Source organism: Embleya sp. NPDC005971 (assembly GCF_040629175.1).
GTDB lineage: Bacteria > Actinomycetota > Actinomycetes > Streptomycetales > Streptomycetaceae > Embleya.
The window spans coordinates 75,473-96,016 of the sequence record NZ_JBEXUX010000026.1 but is presented as its reverse complement, the minus strand read 5'-3'; the positions used below and the strand labels follow the sequence as shown (position 1 = coordinate 96,016).

The window sequence follows — 20,544 nt, the reverse complement described above, 5'->3', positions numbered from 1 at the left end:
GCAACATTCATCATCACTTCACGGAGAAGAACACCATGGCGATCACCAAGATCACCCTTGCTCCAGACTTCACCAAGGCCGTTCGCGGGGTGCTGGAGGACACCTCGTGGGCGGCCGGCCTCTCCCTGGCGATCACGGACCGGGACGGAGTTCTCGCACAGACGTCCGCCGGATTCGCCGACCTCGCCGCCGGGAGCCCCGTCCGTGACGACACGCTCTTCGAGATCGGTTCGATCTCCAAGGGATTCACAGCGGCACTGATCCTTCAGGCACGGGACAGCGGGCTGCTCGACCTGGACGCACCGGTGACCCGCTACCTGCCCTGGTTCGCGGTGAAGTCGAAGTTCGCGCCGATCACCGTCCGGCATCTGCTGAACCACACGGCGGGTATCGTCGGCGGCGCGGAGTACACGGGCGAGTCCGCGTTCGAGGTCTGGGCGCTCCGCGACACGGAAGCGACGACCCCGCCCGGCACCTGGCACTACTACTCCAACACGGGTTACAAGGCGCTCGGCCTCGTTCTGCAGGCGGTCCACCGCCGGCCCTACGAGCAAGTACTCGCCGAGCGCCTGCTCGATCCGCTCGCCATGACCGGATCGCACGCGGCGATCACGCACGACACACGCCGCCGTCTCGCCGTCGGCTACGGTCCCTTCTACGACGACCGGGCGCCTCGTCGCGCTGATGGACTGGCGCCGGCGGACTGGCTCGAGACGGCCACCGCCGACGGCAGCATCGCCTCCACGGCCTCGGAGATGACCGCGTGGATACGACTCCTGCTGGGGGACGGCAGCGGCCCAGGCGACGTCCGCCTGCTGCGGACCGCCAGCCTGCACGAGATGTTCACCGACTGCGTCGAGGCCGAGGAACCGCCCTACACCTACGGGCTCGGCATGTATGTGTACCAGCGTGCGGGCCGCGAGTACGTCGCGCACACCGGAGGAATGGTCGGCTACAACGCCGCTCTCGTCTGCGACCGCGAACGGGGCCTGGGCGCTGTCGTCCTCGCGAACGGCAGCGGAGCGTGGTCGGACGTCGCCCATTTCGCGATCGATTGGGTCGACGCCGCGCTGTCCGGTCGCCCGTCACCCGCGCTCGTGCTGCCCGAGTCCGCGCTGGAGGAAGCGCCGCAGGAGCCCAGCGTCATCGAGGAGCCGCCTGCGGAATGGAAGCCCGTCGTCGGCCATTACCGCGGCTACAACCCGTGGCTTTCCAACATCCGGGTGCAGTGCAGCGGAGGCCGTCTCTGGGTCTGGCAGGGCGACTTCGCGAGCGACCTCGGCGAGCCGCTGGTTCCGCTGCCCGACGGCAGCTTCCGCATCGGTGAGGACGAGCGTTCACCGGAGCGGCTGGCTTTCGACGTCGTCCTCGACGGCAAGGCGACCCGGGCGACGTTGTCGGGCTACCCGCTGTACCGGACGTTCACTCCGTGACGTGCGTTGCGCAACACCGCCGGGGCGAGCGGCTCGTCATCGGCCCATGTCCTCGGTGCTTCGCCTTCCGCGCTCGCCAGGCACCGGAACGACGTCAGAACCAGAGAAAGGTGCGGCTCGGATGATTCCGGTCATCGACGGACACAATGACCTCGCGTGGGCGCGTCGCGCACACCACGGTTACGCCTCGGCAGGACTTGACGAGCACGTGCCCGGGCTGCACACCGATCTCCCACGGCTGACGGCCGGCGGCGTCGGCGGACAGTTCTGGTCGGTATGGGTCGATCCGGAACTTGTGGGCGCGGACCAGGTGACGGCGACGCTCGAGCAGATCGACTTCGTCCACCGTCTCGTCGACGCCTACCCCACTCGGCTACGGTTCGCCCGGACAGCGGCGGATGTACGCGCTGCCTTCGACGAGGGACGAATCGCCTCCCTGATCGGGGTCGAAGGCGGGGCGCAACTGGGTGGCTCGCTCGCCGTGTTGCGTCAGTACGCCCGGCTCGGAGCGCGCTATCTCACCCTCACCTGGTCACGGACCACGCACTGGGCAGACTCGGCGACGGACGACGCACGGCACGGAGGCCTCACCGACTTCGGCCGGGATGTCGTCAAGGAGATGAACCGGATCGGCGTCCTGGTCGATCTCGCCCACGTCTCCCCGGCGACGATGCGAGACGCGCTGGCCGTGAGCACGCGGCCCATGATCGTGAGCCACTCGGGCGCCCGCCGGATCTGCGACCACCCCCGTAACGTCCCCGACGATGTTCTGGCCGCTGTCGGCGCCACCGAGGGCGTCGTCATGGTCGCCTTCGTGCCGTCGTTCCTCACAGCCGAGTGCCACGCGTGGGAACGTGCCGGTGAGCAGGGGGAGATGCCCCCGGTGGGCATCGCCGATGTAGCCGATCACATCGAGCACGTGCGCGAGGTCGCGGGCGTCCATGCGGTGGGCATCGGCGCCGACTACGACGGAACCGACCGGATGCCGGCGGGTCTCGAAGACGTCTCGCGCTACCAGGAGCTTCTGCACGAGCTTCGCCGCCGCGGCTGGAGCGAACCCGACCTGGAGCGCCTCGCCCACGGCAACATCCTGCGCGTGCTGGAGGTCTCCGACGCGGATCACCTCTCCTTCCTCCGGGGCACCTCCGACGGCAGCGGGACGTGGACCGCGTGAACGACAGACACAGCGCATCGATGCGGCCGGCCGTCTCCGAGACGGACGCGGAGACCATCGCGCGGGACTGCTACGGCATCGAGGCGGTGGCGCGCGAGCTGGGCAGCAACCAGGACCGCAATTTCCTCCTGCGGGAACCCGACGGAACGCGCAGCGTGCTGCGGATCGACAACCCGACCTTCGGGGACGACGCCCGTGATGCCCAGCACGCCGCACTGGACGCCTATCGCGCCGCGGGCATCCCCGTTCCTGTTGTCCTGGCCGGTCCGAACGGGGAGCTGACACAGCGCAGCGGCGGCGGATATGCCGTTCGGCGCAGTGAGTTCGCAGACGGCGAACCGATGCTCGACGCGGGTTACTTCGCCCCCGTGGTGCTGCAGGAGTTCGGCGCTCTCGCGGCCTCGTCCGTGAACGCGCTCGCAACTCTCGCGCATCCGGGACTGGACCGCGAGCACATGTGGGTCATGGCGGTCGCGCATCGGGAAGTCGGGAGGTGTGCGCCCGCGATCCGCGATCGCGCGCTCCGTCATCGCGTGACCGCCGCCGCCGACGAGGCCCGATCCGTCCTTGACGAAGTCGCGAGCGGCCTGCCGATCCAAGCGATCCACGGTGATCTCACCGACGACAACGTCATGGGGGTACGCGGGGAGGACGGCCGTCTGCACCCGCGCGTCGTGCTCGATCTCGGTGACCTCGCCTATGGCTGGCGCGTCGCAGAGCTCGCGATCACGGCGTCGTCGCTGCTGCATCACGAACCGGAGCGTCCGCTGCGCGTGTTCGACGCGGTCGAGGCGTTCCATTCCCGTGCGCCGCTGTCGGACGCCGAGGCGCGAGCCCTGTGGCCGCTCATCGTCCTGCGCGGCGCCATCCTCGTCGCGAGCGGATGGCGGCAACTGGAGATCGACGGCGACAACGCGTACGCACGCGACCGAATCCGCGTCGAGCAGGCGATCTTCGATGCGGCGACGTCTGTGCCGCTTGCCGAGGCCGTCGAGTACGCGACCGTGCGTCTTCGCTCCGCCGACCCTCTCGCGGTGCCGGATCGCCTCGGCGCGGATGCCCCGGAGCCTCACCCGAAACGCGCCCGGTCCTTGCCTGTCCGTTCTCTGCTGCCCGAGATCGCCGGCGACGTTGTCGTGGTGGACGCCGGTGTGGAGAGCCCGTGGCTGGAGGCCGGGCGGTGGCTCGACGCCGACGCGGAGGACCGCCTCGTGGCGCGAGCCTTCGCCGGTGGCTCCGCGGTCGCGGTGCTTCCCTTCGGCGTCTACCGCCTCACCCGCACGACGATCGACTGCCCGGACGCCGCGGCGACCTGGCCCATCGGCACGGAACTGCATGTTGCCCCGGGGCCCCGGCTCGTGGTGACGACTCCCGTCGAAGCCACCGTGTTCGCCGCGGGCGAGCACGGCGTCAGGCTCCGCCTCGGCGACGGTTGGTATCTCGACATCGACGGTTTTTCCGTCGATGTCGAAGTGAACAGCGTCCTTTCGCCGGGAACGCGCCTGGGCCTGCTCCCCTCCGCGTCGGAATCGCGCCGCCTCTGCGTCACCCTCATTCGCGCCGACGCGGTCGAAGGCGCGTCGCCGCCCGTCGACGCGGTCAAGGAACCGGACACCGGGCGTTCGGGACTGGTCACGCCGGAGCGGGTACCGGCATGGTCGGCTCTCGCCCGCGACCCGGCCGGTCTGCTCGGCCTCCCTTCGCAGGCCGAGCGGGACCAGTCGGCCGACGAACAGCGACGCCGCGAGCAGATCCTCGCCGGCGCCCAGGAGCGCTATTACGAGCATCCGATGCAGATCGAACGCGGTTGGCGTCACCACCTCGTCGACACCACGGGCCGCGCCTACCTCGATCTCGTCAACAACGTGGCCGGCCTCGGGCACGGGCACCCGGGTGTCGCCGACGCTGTCGACCGGCAGATTCGCATCCTCAACACGAACTCGCGCTTTCTCTACCGCGAGCTGGCCGAATACAGTGAGCGACTTCTCGCGCTGCTTCCTCCACATTCGCCGCTCGACACCGTCGTGCTCGTGAACTCCGGATCCGAGGCCGTCGATCTCGCCCTGCGGCTCGTGCAAGCGGCGACCGGCCGCAAGACCGTCGTCGCACTTCGGGAGGCCTATCACGGGTGGACAATGGCCAGTGACGCGGTCACCACCAGCGCCTACGACAACCCGTACGCTCGCGATACACGTCCCGAGTGGATTCACGTCGCGGACGTTCCCAACCGCTTCCGCGGTACATACCGAGGCGCGGCGGAGGACCGGTCGGTCGGCGCTCGCTACGCCGCGGACCTCGGAGCCGATCTCGACAAGCTCGCACGCCGTGGCCGCCCGGCGGCCGGATTCATCTGCGAATCGGTGCTCGGCAACGCCGGCGGAGTCCTGCTGCCGGAGGGATACCTCGCCGATGTCTACGCGCGGGTGCGCGCGGCGGGCGGCTTGTGCATCGCCGACGAGGTCCAGGTCGGCTTCGGGCGCACGGGGGCGGGCTTCTGGGGATTCGAGCGGTCCGCAGTCATGCCGGATGTCATCGCCATCGCGAAGCCGATGGGCAACGGTTTCCCCATCGGGGGAGTCATCACCTCGCGGGCCGCGGCCGACGCCCTCACCTCCCAGGGGCAGTTCTTCTCCTCGACCGGCGGAAATCCGCTCTCCTGCCGCGTCGGGCTCGCGGTGCTCGACGCCATGGAGGCCGAGGGCACTCAACGGAACGCGCGGGAGATCGGTCGTCACCTTGCGGCCGGTTTCCGGGCGCTCGCGGAACGGCACGGCATCATCGGGCCGATCCACGGCGAGGGCCTCTATCTCGGCGTGGAACTGGTCCGCGACCGGGACACCCTCGAACCGGCGGCGCAGGAAGCCGCGGCGATCTGCGAACGCCTGAGGGAACTGGGCGTGATCGTCCTCACCACGTCCGAACGATCGAACGTTCTGAAGGTCAAACCGCCCCTGTGCATCACGGCCGAGAGCGCCGACTACGCGGTCGCCGCTCTCGATCGTGTCCTCACCGAGGGATGGTGACGACACATGCGAGGCGCAGCATCCGCACGCAGATCGCTCACCACGCGACCACTTCGGAGAACACGATGACATGGCGCATGCCGTCCGAGACCGCCCCCCATGCACGCACATGGATGGCCTTCCCCCGTGAAGGCCGCAACCTGGGGGAAGGCGACACGTTCAAGCAGACGGGTTACGACTCCTGGACCACCGTCGCGCACGCGATCGCCGACTTCGAACCGGTGACCATGGTCGTCGATCCGACCGAGCGGGACCGCGCGAGGCGCATGCTGGGCGGACACATCGACCTCGTCGAGGCTCCTCTCGACGAGTTCTGGATGCGGGACTTCGGCCCGACGTTCGTCGTCGACGACGAACAGCCGGGCGTCCTCGGCGCCGTCGAATGGATCTTCAACGGCTGGGGCGACCCGGAGTGGTCCGAGTGGCGCCTGTCCGCCGACATCGCCCGCCGGGTGACCGATCTGGTCGGCGCCGAAGCTGTGCGATCCCTGCTGGTGAACGAGGGCGGCGGCATCCACGTCGACGGCGAGGGCACGGTACTGGCGACGAAGACGGTCCAGCTCGATCCCCGACGCAACCCGTTCGCACGCCGGGACCACGTCGAGGCGGAGTTCATGCGCACGCTCGGTGCGACCAAGGTCGTATGGCTGGCCCGGGGACTGACGCGCGACTACGAGCTGTTCGGAACGAAGGGCCACGTCGACATGGTCGCGACGATCCCCTCCCCCGGGGTGCTGCTGCTGCACACGCAGACCGATCCCGATCACCCCGACTTCGCCGTGACCCGCGACCTGCGCGCTCGGCTCGCGGATCAGACGGACGCCGCCGGCCGCCGGTTCCGGATCATCGAAGTCCCGGCGCCCACGGCCATCCGCGACAAGGACGGATTCGTGGACTACTCCTACGTCAACCACCTCGTAGTCAACGGAGGAATCATTTCGTGCGGATTCGGAGACGACCGAGCGGACCGCGCCGCTCGTGACATCCTCGAATCGGCCTATCCCGGACGGCGTGCCGTCACCGTCGATTCCCGGGCGATCTTCGCCCGCGGCGGGGGTATTCACTGCATCACCCAGCAGCAGCCCGCTCTCACCCCGGAGGAGGTCGCCCGATGACATTCGAGGTCTACGAGGCATCCATCGCAGAGCTGCGCCACGCCCTCGAATCCGGTACCGCGCGGTCAGTGGACCTCGTGAACGCGTACCTCGCACGCATCGCGGCGTACGACCGGCCGGAGAGCGCGACGGCTCTCAACGCCATGGTCGTCATCAATCCCGAAGCCCTCGACGAGGCCCGTGCGTCCGACGAGCGCCGGGCGCGACGTGAAGTCCGGGGGCCGCTGGACGGAATTCCCTACACGGCGAAGGACAGCTTCCTCGTCCGCGGTCTGACCGCAGCCTGCGGCAGCCCGGCCTTCGCCGACCTTGTCGCGCAACGTGACGCGTACACGATCGAACGGCTGCGAGCCGGCGGAGCAATCTGTCTCGGCCTGACGAACATGCCACCGATGGCCAACGGCGGCATGCAGCGAGGTGTTTACGGCCGCGCGGAAAGTCCCTACAACGCCGACTGGTTGACGAGCGGATTCGGCTCGGGGTCGTCCAACGGGTCGGGAACCGCCACGGCCGCCTCGTTCGCGGCATTCGGCCTGGCCGAAGAGACATGGTCGTCAGGCCGGACTCCCGCTTCGAACAACGCGTTGTGCGCGTATACGCCGTCTCGCGGTGTGATCTCGGTACGCGGCAACTGGCCGCTCGTGCCCACGATGGATGTCGTGGTCCCGCACACGCGCACCATGGCCGACATGCTCGAAGTGCTGGATGTGGTCGTCGGCGACGACGAGGACGGTCGCGGCGACTTCTGGCGAGCCCAGCCCTGGATATCGCTTCCCGCCGCTTCCGATGTACGCCCGAAGGTCTATCCGTCTCTCGCGCCCGCAAATGTGGTGGCCGCGAACCGCACGCTTTCCGGAATCCGCCTCGGCGTCCCGGCGATGTACATCAATGCCGACCCCGAGGCCGGCACGAACCCCGAGGGAGGAATCGGAGGTCCCACGGGGCAGCGCATCCATACCCGCGCGTCGGTTGTCGAGCTGTGGAACGCGGCTCGCCGCGATCTCGAAGCGGCCGGAGCAGACGTGCTCGAGGTCGATTTCCCGGCCGTCTCGAACTACGAAGGCGACCGGCCCGGCGCTCCCACGGTGAAGACCCGAGGACTCGTCCGTCCCGCGTTCCTCATCCGGGAGATCGTCGATCTCTCGGCGTGGGCATGGGAAGACTTCCTCCGCGCCAATGGCGATCCTGCACTGTCGACCCTCGCAGGCGTCGACGGCGCGACGATCTTTCCCCACCCGGTCGGCGCCCTGCCGGACCGCTACACCGGCTTCGATGACGACATCGCCGAATATCCCCAGTGGGTGCGCGAGCACGCGTACGCCGCGTTGACGGACATTCCCGAACTGGAAGCGGGTCTGCGGGGGCTGGAGGAAACCAGGCGCGTCGACCTCGAAGAGTGGATGGACGAGCGGGAACTCGACGGGGTCGTGTTTCCGGCCGTCGCGGATGTCGGCCCCGCGAACATGGACGTCAACCCGGCATCGGCCGATCTGGGCTGGCGAAACGGGGTGTGGGTGGCCAACGGCAACCTCGTCCCACGCCACCTCGGCATCCCCACGATCACCGTACCCATGGGGACGATGCACGACATCGGAATGCCGGTCGGGCTCACGTTCGCCGGACGGGCCTACGACGACACCAGGCTCCTCGCGATCGCCGCCGCATTCGAGGCGACGGGGGAAAGGCGCACATCGCCGCCGCGCACGCCCCCGCTCGACCGAGGCTGAGCCCACATCCTGCCCGGTCAGCCGGGTCACCAGCCTCGCCCAGGCCCCCTGCCCTGCATCCGACCAGGTCGGGTCGGCCTGGCCGACCAACCGCTTCGGCTCCGGGCCGTAGTCGATTTTCGGGGCGTAGTGCACGGCGTCGTATCCGCCATTGCCCAGGGCTGCGCCGGCTCACCGCGGGCAACCCGACGCCCGGCCGTGTCCGACGGCGGCGTCTCGGCCGCTCTCCCGGCCCGCACCGCCGAGCGCGTCTGCATCATGTATCGCGGACGTCTCGTCGAATCCGGTGCGGTGGACCGGATCCTCGACCATCCGACCGATCCGTACACATCGAGCTGTTGCCGTCGATCCCTCGGTCGGGTGCCGTCTGGGTCGAGGCACCCGTCTCGACGGAGGTCCGACTCCGGTGGCGTGTCGTCGTCGGGCCTACTCGGCGGCTTTCGCGGCCAGTTCGTAGCAGCGGATGCGTGCGTCGGCATCGTGGACGGAGGCGTACAGCATCAGTTCGTCCGCGCCGGTCTGCTCCACGATCTCCGCGAACCGCCGCCGTACGGTCGTGACCGTGCCGCGTGCCTGCGCCGCACCGGTGGCCTCCACGTGGGCGCGGGTCTCCTCCGGGATCTCGTGGACGGCCGCCTCCTCCGGGGACGGCAGCGCCGACGAGGTCTGCCTGGATCGCGCCACGTCGGTCGGTCGGGCCAGACGTGCGGCCTCCGCCTCGGTGTCCGCCACGACCGTCTCGACCGCGACCATCACATGCGGCCGGTCCGCCCACCGTGACGGGGTGAACAGTTCCCTGTAACGCACTGCCGTGGCGATGGTGCGGTCCGGCCGGATGTGGTGCGCCAGCGCGATCGGCAGTCCCAGTCGCGCCGCCAGTTCCGCACTGGCCGGGCTGGACGCGAGCAGCCACGGGCGGGCGCCGCCCCCGTCCGATTGCCGGCCCGCGATCAGCCGCACGCCGCTTTCGCCGGAGAGGTGACGCAGCACGGCGGCCACGTCCTCGCCGTACTCCGTCTCCGTGCCCGGTTCGCCGCCCCGGCGCAACGCCCGCACGATCGACTCGTCGAAGGTACCCGGTCCCCGGCCCATGCCCATGTCGATGCGATCCGGATGCAGCGTCGCCAGTGTGGCGAACTGTTCCGCGAGCGCCAGCGGCGCGTGGTTGGGCACCAGGACACCGCCGGACCCGAGTCGGATCCGGCCGGTCCGTGCCGCGAAGTGCGCGATCAGAACCGCCGGCACCACGCTCGCGGAAAGGTCGGTCCCGTGATGCTCGGCGAACCAGACACGCCGGTATCCGAGATCGTCAAGACGACTCACGGTTCGGCTGGTCGCCGCGAGCGACTCGGCGGCGGTGCGTCCCTGCTCCGCGATCACGAGATCCAACGCGGACAGTGGGATCGGCATGAAGTGAGTCCCCATTTCCTGGTGATCGGCTCGGGGTGTTGTCGGATGGTGGGTCCGGTGCCGGTGCCCGTGCCGGCCCCGAAACCCGACGGGTCCGGAAACCACACCCACGAACCCGTGAGCCGGAACGGCCCCGTTTGCCGGGGGACTCGGACTTGTGGCCCGTGCCGGTCCTGGCCGGCCGGCGTCGTGGCGCCGGAATCGGCGGCCCGGCCGAACCCGTCGTCCCGGTGTGGGCGTCGTGGATGCCGACGCCGTCGTCACTGTGGCGATTGTCGGCGCGCCGCCCGGGTTTCCGTGGTGCGTCGGCGGAGTTCCGGCCGCGCGAGCGTGGGTGGGACGTAGGCGACGTCGACGGGTCCGACGTCGGTTCCCGGTCGCACGATCTCGTCGATGCCGTCGAGCAGGTCGTCGTCGAGGATCGTGTCCGCTCCCGCGAGGAGGGCGTCGAGCTGTTCGGGTGTGCGTGGGCCGATGATCGCCGAGGTGACCGCGGGGTGGGCGGTCACGAATGCCAGTGCGAGGTGGGGCAGCGACAGTCCGGCCTGCTCGGCGATCCGGGCGAGTGCTTCGACGGCGTCGAGCTTGCGTTCGTCGGTCATGTGCTGCCGTGCCCAGTGCAGGCGCCCGGCCGAGGCAGTTTCCCCGCTGCCCTTGCGGAGGCGACCGGCGAGCAGGCCCATCGCCAGCGGGCTCCACACCAGGACACCCAGCCCGTAGCGCTCGCAGACCGGCAGGATCTCGCGTTCGATCCCGCGGTTGAGGATCGAGTAGTGCGGCTGTTCGGAGCGGAAGCGGGCGAGCCCGCGCTGTTCGGCCACCCACTGGGCTTCGACGATGTCCGAGGCGGGCAGGTTGGAGTGGCCGATCGCACGGATCTTGCCCGCACTCAGCAGGTCGGTCAGCGCGCCGAGGGTTTCCTCGATGTCGGTGCCGGGCTCGGGGTGGTGGGCCTGGTAGAGGTCGATGTGGTCGACACCCAGGCGGCGCAGCGACCCTTCGACCGCGGAAACGATCCACCGGCGGGAGCTGCCGCGATGGTTGGGGTCGGATCCCATCGGGCCGTTGAATTTCGTGGCCAGGACGACGTCGTCGCGGCGGCCGCGCAGGGCCTTGCCGACGATCTTCTCGGCTTCCCCATCGCCACCGTAGACGTCGGCGGTGTCGATGACGTTGATGCCGCCATCGAGGGCGCGGTGGACGATGCGGACGCACTCGTCGGGGTCGGGGTTGCCGTACGGGCCGAACATCATGGTGCCCAGGGTGTAGGCACTGACCTGGATGCCGGTCCGGCCGAGCGGACGGGTTCGCATGGGTTTCTCCTGGGGTGGAGGTGTGCGGCCGGACCGGCCGCTTACCTCAGGAAACGGTCAGGCCTGGGTGTACTCGCGAGGCGTGCGGCCGGACCGGCCGCACACCTCACGGAACGGTCAGGCCGGGGTGTACTCGGCCGCGACGTCGACGATCCAGGTGACGCCGAAGCGGTCGGCCAGCATCCCGAAGGCGGGCGCCCACTGGGCGGGACCGAACGCCTCGATCACGGTCGCGCCCTTGGCGAGGCCCTCCCACACGGGGGTGACCTCGTCGACGCTGTCGCCGCGGACGGACAGGAAGAACGGCTCCCGGGTGATCGTGGTGCCGTTTTCCCGACGCGTGGTAGGCGCGCCGTGGGCGGCCGGCGAGTGCTCGCCGGGCACGTCGTAGGCCATGACCCGGAAGCCGTTGTCGGCGACGACCTGGCCGAACACGACGTTCGTCGCGCCGGGCAGTTCGGCGGGCATTCCGAAGTCGGCGTAGGTGGCGACGGTGAGCCGGCCGCCGAAGACCGACTGGTAGAACTCCAGGGCTTCGCGGGCCTGGCCGTGGAAGTTCAGGTGGGCGACAGCGTTGAGCGACATCGTGTTCCGGTCCTTCACGAGTGATTTCCGGTGCCGGAGGTTTCCGGCGACGAGACCGACGATGTCGGCAGTACAGGTCGGAGAACGTCCGCTACCGGTGGCATGGTGAAAACATGCCGATCGCCTCCTCGACGACGACCTCCAGCCGGCTGCTGGCGCTGCTGTCCATGCTGCAGGCCCGCCGCGACTGGCCGGGCGGCCTGCTCGCCGAGCGGCTGGGCGTCAGCGCGCGAACCGTGCGCCGCGACGTCGACCGGCTGCGCGAGCTGGGTTACCCCGTGCAGGCGTTCAAGGGCCCCGACGGCGGCTACCGGCTCGAAGCGGGCAGCCGGGTGCCGCCACTGCTGTTCGACGAGGAGCAGGCGGTCGCGCTGGCCGTGGCGCTGCGGATCGCCGTCGGGACGGGCGCGGGCATCGAGGAGGCTGCCGCCCGGGCGCTGGCCACCGTGCGGCAGGTGTTGCCGTCGCGGTTGCGGCAGCGGGTCGACGCCCTCGAGATCGGCGCGGCCGGGCACGGCGCCGATCCGCAGGTCGATACCGGGATCCTGCTGACGCTGAGTGCCGCGGTCCGCGCCGGGGAGGAGCTGCGGTTCGACTACCGCTCACCGGGGCGCACCGAGGATGCCGAGCCGCGCCCGCCTCGCCGGGTGCAGCCGCATCACCTGGTGGTGCGGGCCGGGCGCTGGTACGTCGTCGGCTGGGACCCCGACCGCGGCGACTGGCGGACCTTCCGTGTCGACCGGATGACACCGCGGATCCCGACCGGGCCGCGGTTCGCTCCCCGTGAAGTGCCGGGCGGGGACGTGACCGCCTTCCTGGCGGCCCGGTTCAAGGGTTCCGGGAGCACGGACGCCTGGCCCTGCCGTGGCGAGGTGATCCTCGGCCTGCCGGTGGCGGAGGTGGCCCCGTTCGTCGGCGACGGTGGCGTCGAGGAGCTCGGCGCCGACCGGACCAGGCTGACGACGGGATCCTGGTCCTGGGCCGCCCTCGCGGCGGCGTTGGCCCGCTTCGACACCGAGATCGAAGTGGTCGCCCCGCCCGAGTTGCGCGAGGCGTTCGCGGAGCTGTCCCGCCGCGCCGGCCGCGCCGCGGGGACCGGATAGGGCGGCAGGCCACCTGACGGCGAACTCCGTCGACCGGACACAGCCATCCCGGCGCGGCGGCGACCCCTGGGCACCACGACCTGGACACAGAACACCGTCGAACACTCCCTGCGCGACGCCGGGGCGCACGTGCGCGCCGGGCGCCGAGCCGGCCGGCGCCGTCTCCGCCCGGCTCGATGCCGGACGAGTTCAGTCGTCATCGCGTTGCGGCCGTGCCCGGCAGAAGCCGGGTCTGGCCGGACGCGCCTCGAATTCACACACGTTGACCGCCGTCCGGCTCGACGCGCGGGCGGAAGCGTTCGGGACCGGGGGTCTTGTCAAGGGGTGGTCTGGTCGGGAGGATCGCGGGATGGCTCGGGTCTACGACGATGCGCGGTTGGCGGGGGTCTATCAGGCCGGGAACGAGATGCCCGAGGCGGCGCTTCGGGCCTGGGCACAGGTGATCGGGGCGTATGCGCCGCGGCCGGCGCCGACGGTCGTGGAGATCGGGGCGGGCACCGGGATGTTCTGTGCGGCGCTGGCCGAGTGGGAGCGGGCCTCGCTCGTGGTCGGGGTCGACCCCTCGGTGGTCATGCTCGGCGAGGCCGCGCGGCACAACGGGCATCCCCGGGTGCGCTACGTCGGCGGCTGCGCGGACGCGGTGCCCACACGCGGGGGGCTGTTCGACCTCGCGCTCCTCTCACGCGTGGTACACCACCTGCCGGATCGTCGCGCCTGCGCCCGCGAGTTGGCGCGCATCCTGCGGCCCGACGGTGTCGTGGTGATCCGCACGACTTTTCGGGAGCGCCTGGACGCGCTCGTCTACCACTACTGGCCCCGCCTGCGAGACAGTGACGAACGGCGGTTCCCCGGACGGGAGGAGATCGTCGCCGACTTCGCCGCGTGCGGCTTCACGGTCCGGGAGATCACCTCCTTCGAACAGCCGGTCACCGCGAGCCTGCGCGAATTCCACACCCGGATGACCACGCGTCCGCAGTCGAAGTTCACATGCCTGACCGACGCCGACTACGACGAGGGCCTGCGCCGACTGGCGCTCGACGCCGCCGCCGAATCCAAGACCACGCCGCGACCGGTGCGCGAACGCTACGACATCGCGGTGTTCGCCCGCGCGTGAGCGAACCCGCCTCCCTCCTCGGGCGGGTTCGGACCGTCGCCTGCGGCGCGGAAGCGGTATCGGGCGGTCAGAGCCAGGGCCGTGGCGAGCAGGGCAGCGGGCCACCACCACGCGGCTGCGTGTCTGTTCGACACGTACGCGGAGAACGCGCGTCTCCGGAAGTGACACCGTCGACTCCCGACGAACGCCTCCGTTCTCGTGTTTGGGCAGGAGCGTTCGTCGGGGCCGGCCGGGCACCAGGTCCGGGTCGGGTCCGGGATCGGCCATCGACGTCCGGTGTCGGGGTCGCCCGCCCACACGTACTGGTCGGTGGGCGTGACGGTCATGCCGTAGTCGTACAACCGGATTCGCCCGTCGTCGATCCATCGGTCCCAGGCTGCGAGGAGTTCGTCGGCGAGACGTCGGGGTCCGCCTTCGCGGACGAGGTTGTGGTCGTCGTCGCTCGTGGTGGTCAGGGTCGCCCAGGACGCGGCGCCGTCGTGCACGCGCACCGTCGTGCCGACCCGCCCGGGCGGGGTGAGGGTGTAGTGGACGTCGGGCAGGGTCACGCGCAGCGCCCACAGCAGGTTGTTCGTGCGCAGCGGGGCCAAGTCGCGGGTGATCTCGTGTTCGTGGTCGACGGTGGGGTGGCGGGTGTGGATGTCGTCGAAGGTGGGTGTGGGGGTGGTGTCGCGGGCGCCCATGAATCGGGCGAGGCCCTGGCACCAGCCGGTGGCGGTGGTGCCGGTGGCGTCGAGGGTGAGGGCGAAGTGGCCGAGTCGGCCCCAGGGGAGGACGAGGTCGCCGCCGGGTTCGAGTTGTTCGATTCACGCGTTCGGGACGCGGTCGACGGCGTAGGTGGCGATGATCCGCTGGTAGGGGGCGTTGTCGGGGCATCCCTTGGTGCCGTCGCCGACGCGCACGTCCACGTCGATTCCCGCGCCGTTCAGGGTGGTTGTGGCGCGGGCGGCGAGCGCGGGGTCGACCTCGACGCTGGTGACCGAGCCCGTGGGGCCGACGTGGTGGGCGATCAGGGCGGCGTTCCAGCCGGTGCCGGTGCCCAGTTCCAGGACGCGGTGTCCGGGGGCGAGGTCGAGGGAGTCGAGCGTGTCGGCCACCACCGAGGTGCAGGACAGGCTTGAGGTGGGGCGGCCGTCGGTGATCTCGGTGATCGCCGCGTCGTAGGGCCCGGCGTACACCAGGCGCGCCCAGCGGTCCGGGTCGGCGGCACGGTCGACGGGGGCGTATGCGTGGCCGTCCCAGTTCCACAGGCGATCGGGGGCGAAGGCGTGCCGGGGCAGGTCTTCGAAGGCTTCCCGGAGCCACGGGGTGTCGGTGGGCCACGCCCGGTGGGCGTCCATCGCCTCCGCCGACGCCCGCCTGTGGTCGGCGAGTTCGGTCACGGCTTCGGCTTCTTGTGCTTGCCGTCCGGGTCCGGCTCCGGCGGCACCTGACCATCGGAATTGTCCGGCGGGGCCTTGCCCTTCGACGGGTCCGGACTCGGCCTACCGTGATCGCCCATACCGGCGGTCGGGGGACATCGTGCAGGAAGCGATGTACGGTCCGTCGGGCCCACGGTGATCGCGCTGCTGCGGAGCAGCGGGCTGGGCCGCGCCGAGGCCCGACACCTACTCTCCCTCGTGGACGGGCTGTTGCACTGGGACGAGGTGATGCGGGCGCATCGGGAGAGTCCGTTCACACCCGTGGTGGCCGCGGCGCTCGCCGGTACCGGAGGCTGTCCGCCGGAGGCGGTGGTCGAGTTCGACGCCATCCCCGACCACGCCAACCGCCCAGCTCGAACGGGCGCTGCTGGAACGGGTGTTGCCGCCCGAGCGGTTCCTGGCCGAAGGCCGGCCCGCGTGGGACGTGCTGCGCTCGGTCGACGGCTTCTGCCCGCGCTGGGCGCAGGCGGGCGCGTTCGCGCCGGGGTGACGGGGCTGCGTGCGCTGCTGCCGGGCGACGTGAACGGGTGGTTGCGGCCGGGCCCAGGTGGGGCCGGCGTATCCGGGGAAGGTGCACGAATTGCTGCGCCACGTCGCCGAGTCGGCGCCGCCGCCCGGGTCGGCCCGGCCCGGCGTCGCGCCGGCCGATCTGCTCCGCGACGCCCCCGGTCCGCCGTCGCTGCTGCTGTCACGGGCCGATCCGGAGTTGGCGGCGCGGGTGGTGGCCGCGTTGGATCCCGAGGACCTGCTCGCGTTCGGCGCCGGTCGGCACCCCCTGGCCCCTCCGGTCGCGCTCGCGCCGGCCCGCCGCGCGCCCGGGGAGTTCCCGTACCGGTTGGCCCGACGGATCACCGCGCGGCGACGCGGTGTGGGCACTGGAGGCGGTGGACGACGAACTCGCCTCCCATGTCCGCTAGATGCTCGCGGACGCCGACGAGGGCATCTGCTACTCAATCCCGACCACGGCCGCACCCACCACCGCGTCGAGGGCCGCGCGTCGACGGCGGACCCGACCACGTGGCCGGCGCCGGAACCGCTGCGCGCGCTGCCCCCGCGCGTGCCGCCCGCGCTGCGGGCCCGGCCGGCCGAGGAGCCGGGGGCGACCCCCGCGCCGACGCGCGGCCCGGCGGCCCGGCGGCCCAACGGTCGGGGCGTACCACCCGGACTGTCCCGAGGCGCTGATCCCGGCCCTGGTCCGGCGCCAACCGGGCTATTTCTCGCACGGGTCGATCCGTTCGCCCGCCGTCGCCCGCGCGCTGATCGCCGACCCTCCCGTACGCGACCTGCCGATCCGGGGACTCGGCGACCCGCTCTACGAGGGCCTGCTCACCCCGAGTGAGATTCCGACCGGGGCCCGGGCGGCCGGCCACGCGCTGATCGTCTGCCACGGGTACGCCCGCGACCTGGTCCGAACCCACCTGCGCGACGACGCCGACGCGTGGACGGTGGCCTCGAACCCGCTGCGCGACTTCACCAGGACGCCGACGGAACTGCCGACCACGGCGGCGACGGTGACCTCCTGACGCGGCCCGCCGACGTCGCCGGGCACGCGGTCGGTGCGGTCAGGCGGCGGACCTGCGGCGCACGGTGCGTTCGAGGATGCCGAGGGTGGCCTTGAGGGCGGATTCGGGGATCAGCGGGAAGGTGATGCGCTGCCGCCACGCGTCCGGGACCTGCGACCAGTCGAAGTAGGACGTGACGAGGGTGCCGCCCTCGGCCGGCTCCAGTCGGTAGCCGTAGACGTGCCGGACGTGCGGCCGGATCCGGCCCTCGACGGTCCAGGCGATCTCCGCGTCCGGGGTGAGCGTGGTGATGACCACCTCGACGTCGTACCGGCCCAGGGGCACGTCGCCGAGGGCTTCCCGGTCCATGTGCACGAGGAATCGGTCGCCGGGGCGCTCGACGGGTGCGCCTTCGGCGTCCAGGAGCATTCCCGAGGCGTCGATGTCCACGTGGCCCTCGGGGTCGGTCAGGACGGCGAAGATGGCGTCGGCGGGGGCCGGGACGAGGCGGGAGACCTCGATGCGTTCGGCGTTCCCGCCCGGGCGCGGTATGTCGCCCGGGCCCGGCGTTTCGGCGGTGGCGGTCAGGACCGCGCGGCCGAGGATGTGTGGGGCCATCATGAAGCCGAGCATCGCCGGGGTGGCATCGGCCGGTACGTCGATGGACTCGACGTCGAGGGCGTGGACGACGACGAAGTAGCGGTGCGGGCCGTGTCCGGCGGGCGGGGCGGCGCCGACGAAGCGGGCCATGCGGGCGTCGTTGGGCAGTTGGAAGGCTCCCTCGGGCAGGCCCGAACCGGTGTCGTCGCCGGCGCCCTCGGGCAGGTCGGTGACGTCGGCGGGGATGCCGGCGACCGCCCAGTGCCAGAACCCGGACCCGGTCGGGGCGTCGGGGTCGTGGACGGTGACGGCGTAGCTCCTGGTGCCTTCCGGGGCGCCACGCCAGGACAACTGCGGGGAGAGGTCCTTTCCTTGGGGAACGCCGAAGATGCCGGAGTACTGCTCGGGCGGCCAGGCGCCGGCGTCGGCGACGGTGGTGCTGGTGACGGTGAACGAGGCCGCCTCGGGAAGGCGGGCGAAGGGGTTGTTACCGCTCATCGTGTCGTTCCTTTCGGGGTGTACCGGTCCGGTCCGAACCGACTAAATCGATGATAGCAAAGATAATCGATTATTTGTTGGATCGTCTACGATGGGCGCATGACTCAGGCGGTCCATACCCCGTCCCCACCGGGGAAGCAGATGCTCTCCGAGCAGGTCTACACACACCTGCGGGACGCGATCATGCGCGGGGACTATGCCCCCGGTGACGCGCTCAAGCCGCAGGACCTTGCCAGAGAACAGGGGGTGAGCCTCGCCGTCGTGCGCGAGGCGCTCGTACGCGTCGTCGGCGACGGCCTCGCCGACCGGCTCGCCAACCGCGGGTTCGCCGTCCCGGCCTACTCGGATCGCCGTTGGCAGGAGATCGCGGAAGCGCGCCGGACCGTCGAACCGGTCCTGCTGCGCATGTCCATCGAGCGCGGCGACCTCGACTGGGAGGCCCGGGTGCGAGCCGCCCACCACCGGCTGGCCCGCACGCCGCCGTACGTGCCGGAGGAGGGCGAGTACTACACCGCCGCCTGGGCCGAGGCGCACCGGGTCTTCCACCGCACCCTGCTGGACGGGTGCGGCAACCGCGTCCTCCTCGAGACCTTCGACCGCATGTGGACCGCGAGCGAACTGGCGCGCCGCTGGTCGGCGCACCGCAACCCGGGCCGGGACGGTATCGACGAACACCGCGACCTGGAGGAGGCGGCGCTGGCCCGCGACGCGAACACCGCCGCCGAGGTACTGACCCGCCACCTCACCCTGACCGCAGCCGGCCTCACCGGCTGAGGCGGGGGCCGGATCGCCCGACCGCCCGGGGCGCCGGGGCCGAAGCCTGGGCAACCGCCGGGCGGTCCGGGGGTGTTCAGGGGGTGGTCGGGGTTCGGTGGGCGGTTTGTTGGATGGCGATGGCGGTCGGCACGAGCGGGGCGCCGAGGATCCGCAGGCCGGCCATCGGCTCGGACCTGCGGCGCGCAGCGTTCCGGGAAGTGGGCACGGTGGGCTGCACGGGCCGATGTCCACGATCCGGCCGTCTGCGACGTAGCGGCGCAGGCGGGGGTGGTGGTTCGTGTGGTGCGGGTTGGGGTCGGGGCGCGGTGGGATTGTGGAGTGCCGGGACGGTGATGGGTGTGTCGGAGCGGGACCGGGTCGCGGTTGGGGCGCGGGCCTGTTCGACGTGGTGTGCGGGTGGGCAGGCGCCCGCGCCTCCCGGTGGCAGCGGTGCGCTCTCGAGCGGTGTCCGCCTGCGGGGCCGTCGTCCAGACGCACACCGTCGCGCGCGAACGCCTCCGGCAGATCCGCCCGTGAGTCCGCGGTGATCCCGTCGCCGTCGCGGCGGTCGTCGCGATCGACCCGGCGCAGCAGGGTCTCGAACACCCACAGTGCGCGGGCGACGCGGTCGGTGTCGGTCCAGTCGACGGCGGTGGCGTAGGAGTCGAACGTCTGTTTGCGCACGCTCCCCTCACCCGGTGTGAAGTCGGGTGCGGGGGCGCAGTGTTCGTTCTCCCGGGACTCAGTACCCCACGATCCCTGCCTTCGCGAGACCAGCCGACATCCACGTACGGCGTTGCGCGCGGGACGGGATCCGGAGGCACTCGATTACTTCCGGGTCGGGAACCCGGCGCTCCGGCTCGTGAGCATGCGGCACGATCAAGCAGTCGGCGGGACGGCAGGCGCCGCCGCCACCCCGGCCGCGCGCAACCTTCCCCCGTCCCCCATGCGCACCGATCGGCTACCGCGACCGCTACGACGCCGGCGCGGCGTCCGCCGGCCAACCGGCAATGAAGACGACGCACAGGCGGAGCGCGTGAGCCCGTCAGCTGAACCGGGCGGGTGGGGGCGGGAACGTCAACCGGGTCGGGTCAGGTCGTACGCGGTGTCGTGGTGTGGTTGGTACAACCCGAGTGTGCCCGCGCCCGGGACGGCCAGGGTGGTGACCAGGCCCCAGCCCTGTTCGGTGACGTCCGTGGTGAACTCGACGCCCTTGGCCTTCAGTTCGGTGACCGTGGCGGCGAGGTCGTCGCACATCAGGAACAGTTCGGCGACACCGGCGGCGTGCGGGTCGGCCGGGTGTACGGCCAGTTCGCTCGGCGGGGACTTGAAGATGAGCCAGCCGCCTCCGGCGTCGACGTGCCCGAACCCAAGTACGTCGCGGAAGAACGCGCGTGCAGCCTCGGCGTCGGTCGCGTAGATGATCGTGTGTGCACCGGTGATCATCCGCGCAAGCTATCAGCCCGTCGAGTCGACCCGGCGATACACGCCGAAGACACCACGAACCTACCCATTCCGCATCCAGGTTGTGCACGGCGCGGTGAACAGCAGTCGGCACCGGATGGACCGGACGGGAAAACCGAACGGCGGACCGGACGGCGCACCGCGCAGACGCCTTCGACGCCTACACCGAGCGGGCCGAGACCCTGGCCGGTCCCACCGTGACGGCGGCCCGCGAATGGACCCGGCGGCTCGGTGCGCACGTACACCCAGTGCTGTGACCGGGATGGTCCACGGTGATCGGAAGGCGGCTCGCGGGACGAGCGCACG

16 protein-coding genes and 1 pseudogene are annotated in these 20,544 nt (G+C 71.0%); 9 read left to right on the top strand and 8 right to left on the bottom strand.

All coding sequences use genetic code 11. The annotated features are described in order from the left end of the window. Positions 1-35: 35 nt before the first annotated feature. The 5 genes from ABZ374_RS23345 to ABZ374_RS23325 all read left to right on the top strand — a co-directional run bounded on the left by ABZ374_RS23345 (position 36) and on the right by ABZ374_RS23325 (position 8,472). The gene (locus ABZ374_RS23345; RefSeq protein WP_360314029.1) at positions 36-1,433 is read left to right on the top strand and encodes a serine hydrolase domain-containing protein; all 1,398 of its coding nucleotides are present in this window, start codon (positions 36-38) and stop codon (positions 1,431-1,433) included. A gap of 46 nt (positions 1,434-1,479) precedes the next feature. Further along, the gene (locus ABZ374_RS23340; protein ID WP_360314027.1) at positions 1,480-2,607 is read left to right on the top strand and encodes a dipeptidase; all 1,128 of its coding nucleotides are present in this window, start codon (positions 1,480-1,482) and stop codon (positions 2,605-2,607) included. After that, entirely contained in the window at positions 2,604-5,630 is a 3,027-nt protein-coding gene (locus ABZ374_RS23335; RefSeq protein WP_360314025.1) for an aminotransferase, read from the top strand. The genes ABZ374_RS23340 and ABZ374_RS23335 overlap by 4 nt, the downstream gene beginning before the upstream one ends. Before the next feature lie 65 nt (positions 5,631-5,695). After that, positions 5,696-6,745 (top strand): agmatine deiminase family protein, encoded by a 1,050-nt coding sequence (locus ABZ374_RS23330; RefSeq protein WP_360314023.1) that lies wholly within the window; start codon positions 5,696-5,698, stop codon positions 6,743-6,745. Beyond that, on the top strand, positions 6,742-8,472 hold the full coding sequence (locus ABZ374_RS23325) for an amidase (RefSeq protein ID WP_360314021.1): 1,731 nt from the start codon (positions 6,742-6,744) through the stop codon (positions 8,470-8,472). Before ABZ374_RS23330 ends, ABZ374_RS23325 begins: the two co-directional genes overlap by 4 nt. Positions 8,473-8,898: 426 nt before the next feature. On the opposite strand, the gene ABZ374_RS23320 is transcribed toward ABZ374_RS23325, so the two are convergent. From ABZ374_RS23320 to ABZ374_RS23310, 3 genes are all read right to left on the bottom strand, one after another. Next, complete coding sequence (locus tag ABZ374_RS23320; RefSeq protein WP_360314019.1) at positions 8,899-9,882, bottom strand: MsnO8 family LLM class oxidoreductase; 984 nt, start codon at positions 9,880-9,882, stop codon at positions 8,899-8,901. A 260-nt stretch (positions 9,883-10,142) separates the two neighbouring features. Further along, a complete protein-coding gene (locus tag ABZ374_RS23315; protein WP_360314017.1) occupies positions 10,143-11,195 on the bottom strand; it encodes an aldo/keto reductase in 1,053 nt (350 codons plus the stop codon). A gap of 117 nt (positions 11,196-11,312) precedes the next feature. Further along, the gene (locus ABZ374_RS23310; RefSeq protein ID WP_360314015.1) at positions 11,313-11,780 is read right to left on the bottom strand and encodes a VOC family protein; all 468 of its coding nucleotides are present in this window, start codon (positions 11,778-11,780) and stop codon (positions 11,313-11,315) included. Positions 11,781-11,893: 113 nt separating this feature from the next. On the opposite strand from ABZ374_RS23310, the gene ABZ374_RS23305 reads away from it, so the two are divergent. Beyond that, positions 11,894-12,883 carry a WYL domain-containing protein gene (locus ABZ374_RS23305; protein WP_360314013.1) on the top strand — a complete coding sequence of 330 codons (990 nt, stop codon included), beginning with the start codon at positions 11,894-11,896 and terminating at the stop codon, positions 12,881-12,883. Between the two features lie 349 nt (positions 12,884-13,232). After that, positions 13,233-13,997 carry a methyltransferase domain-containing protein gene (locus ABZ374_RS23300; RefSeq protein ID WP_360314011.1) on the top strand — a complete coding sequence of 255 codons (765 nt, stop codon included), beginning with the start codon at positions 13,233-13,235 and terminating at the stop codon, positions 13,995-13,997. On the opposite strand, the gene ABZ374_RS23295 is transcribed toward ABZ374_RS23300, so the two are convergent. Together ABZ374_RS23295 and ABZ374_RS23290 are read right to left on the bottom strand one after the other, a co-directional pair. Continuing rightward, positions 13,967-14,680: a hypothetical protein gene (locus ABZ374_RS23295; RefSeq protein WP_360314009.1), complete on the bottom strand. Its 714-nt coding sequence runs from the start codon at positions 14,678-14,680 to the stop codon at positions 13,967-13,969. The two genes, ABZ374_RS23300 and ABZ374_RS23295, sit on opposite strands and share 31 nt — an antisense overlap. A 123-nt stretch (positions 14,681-14,803) precedes the next feature. Continuing rightward, positions 14,804-15,379, bottom strand: coding sequence for a methyltransferase domain-containing protein (locus ABZ374_RS23290; RefSeq protein WP_360314007.1), 576 nt, complete (start codon positions 15,377-15,379; stop codon positions 14,804-14,806). Between the two features lie 956 nt (positions 15,380-16,335). Between ABZ374_RS23290 and ABZ374_RS23285 the strand changes: the two genes are divergently transcribed. Further along, positions 16,336-16,941: a hypothetical protein gene (locus ABZ374_RS23285; protein ID WP_360314005.1), complete on the top strand. Its 606-nt coding sequence runs from the start codon at positions 16,336-16,338 to the stop codon at positions 16,939-16,941. Between the two features lie 39 nt (positions 16,942-16,980). Here the strand turns inward: ABZ374_RS23285 and ABZ374_RS23280 are convergent, their stop codons facing one another. Both ABZ374_RS23280 and ABZ374_RS23275 read right to left on the bottom strand, forming a co-directional pair. Next, entirely contained in the window at positions 16,981-17,442 is a 462-nt protein-coding gene (locus tag ABZ374_RS23280) for an SRPBCC family protein (RefSeq protein ID WP_360314089.1), read from the bottom strand. Positions 17,443-17,484: 42 nt separating this feature from the next. Next, positions 17,485-18,018, bottom strand: a pseudogene (locus ABZ374_RS23275) (YbhB/YbcL family Raf kinase inhibitor-like protein); the annotation flags it as partial. 99 nt (positions 18,019-18,117) lie between these two features. Here ABZ374_RS23275 and ABZ374_RS23270 point away from each other — a divergent pair. Further along, positions 18,118-18,792 (top strand): GntR family transcriptional regulator, encoded by a 675-nt coding sequence (locus ABZ374_RS23270; RefSeq protein WP_360314003.1) that lies wholly within the window; start codon positions 18,118-18,120, stop codon positions 18,790-18,792. A gap of 1,059 nt (positions 18,793-19,851) precedes the next feature. On the opposite strand, the gene ABZ374_RS23265 is transcribed toward ABZ374_RS23270, so the two are convergent. Continuing rightward, on the bottom strand, positions 19,852-20,220 hold the full coding sequence (locus ABZ374_RS23265) for a VOC family protein (protein ID WP_360314001.1): 369 nt from the start codon (positions 20,218-20,220) through the stop codon (positions 19,852-19,854). Positions 20,221-20,544 lie beyond the last annotated feature (324 nt).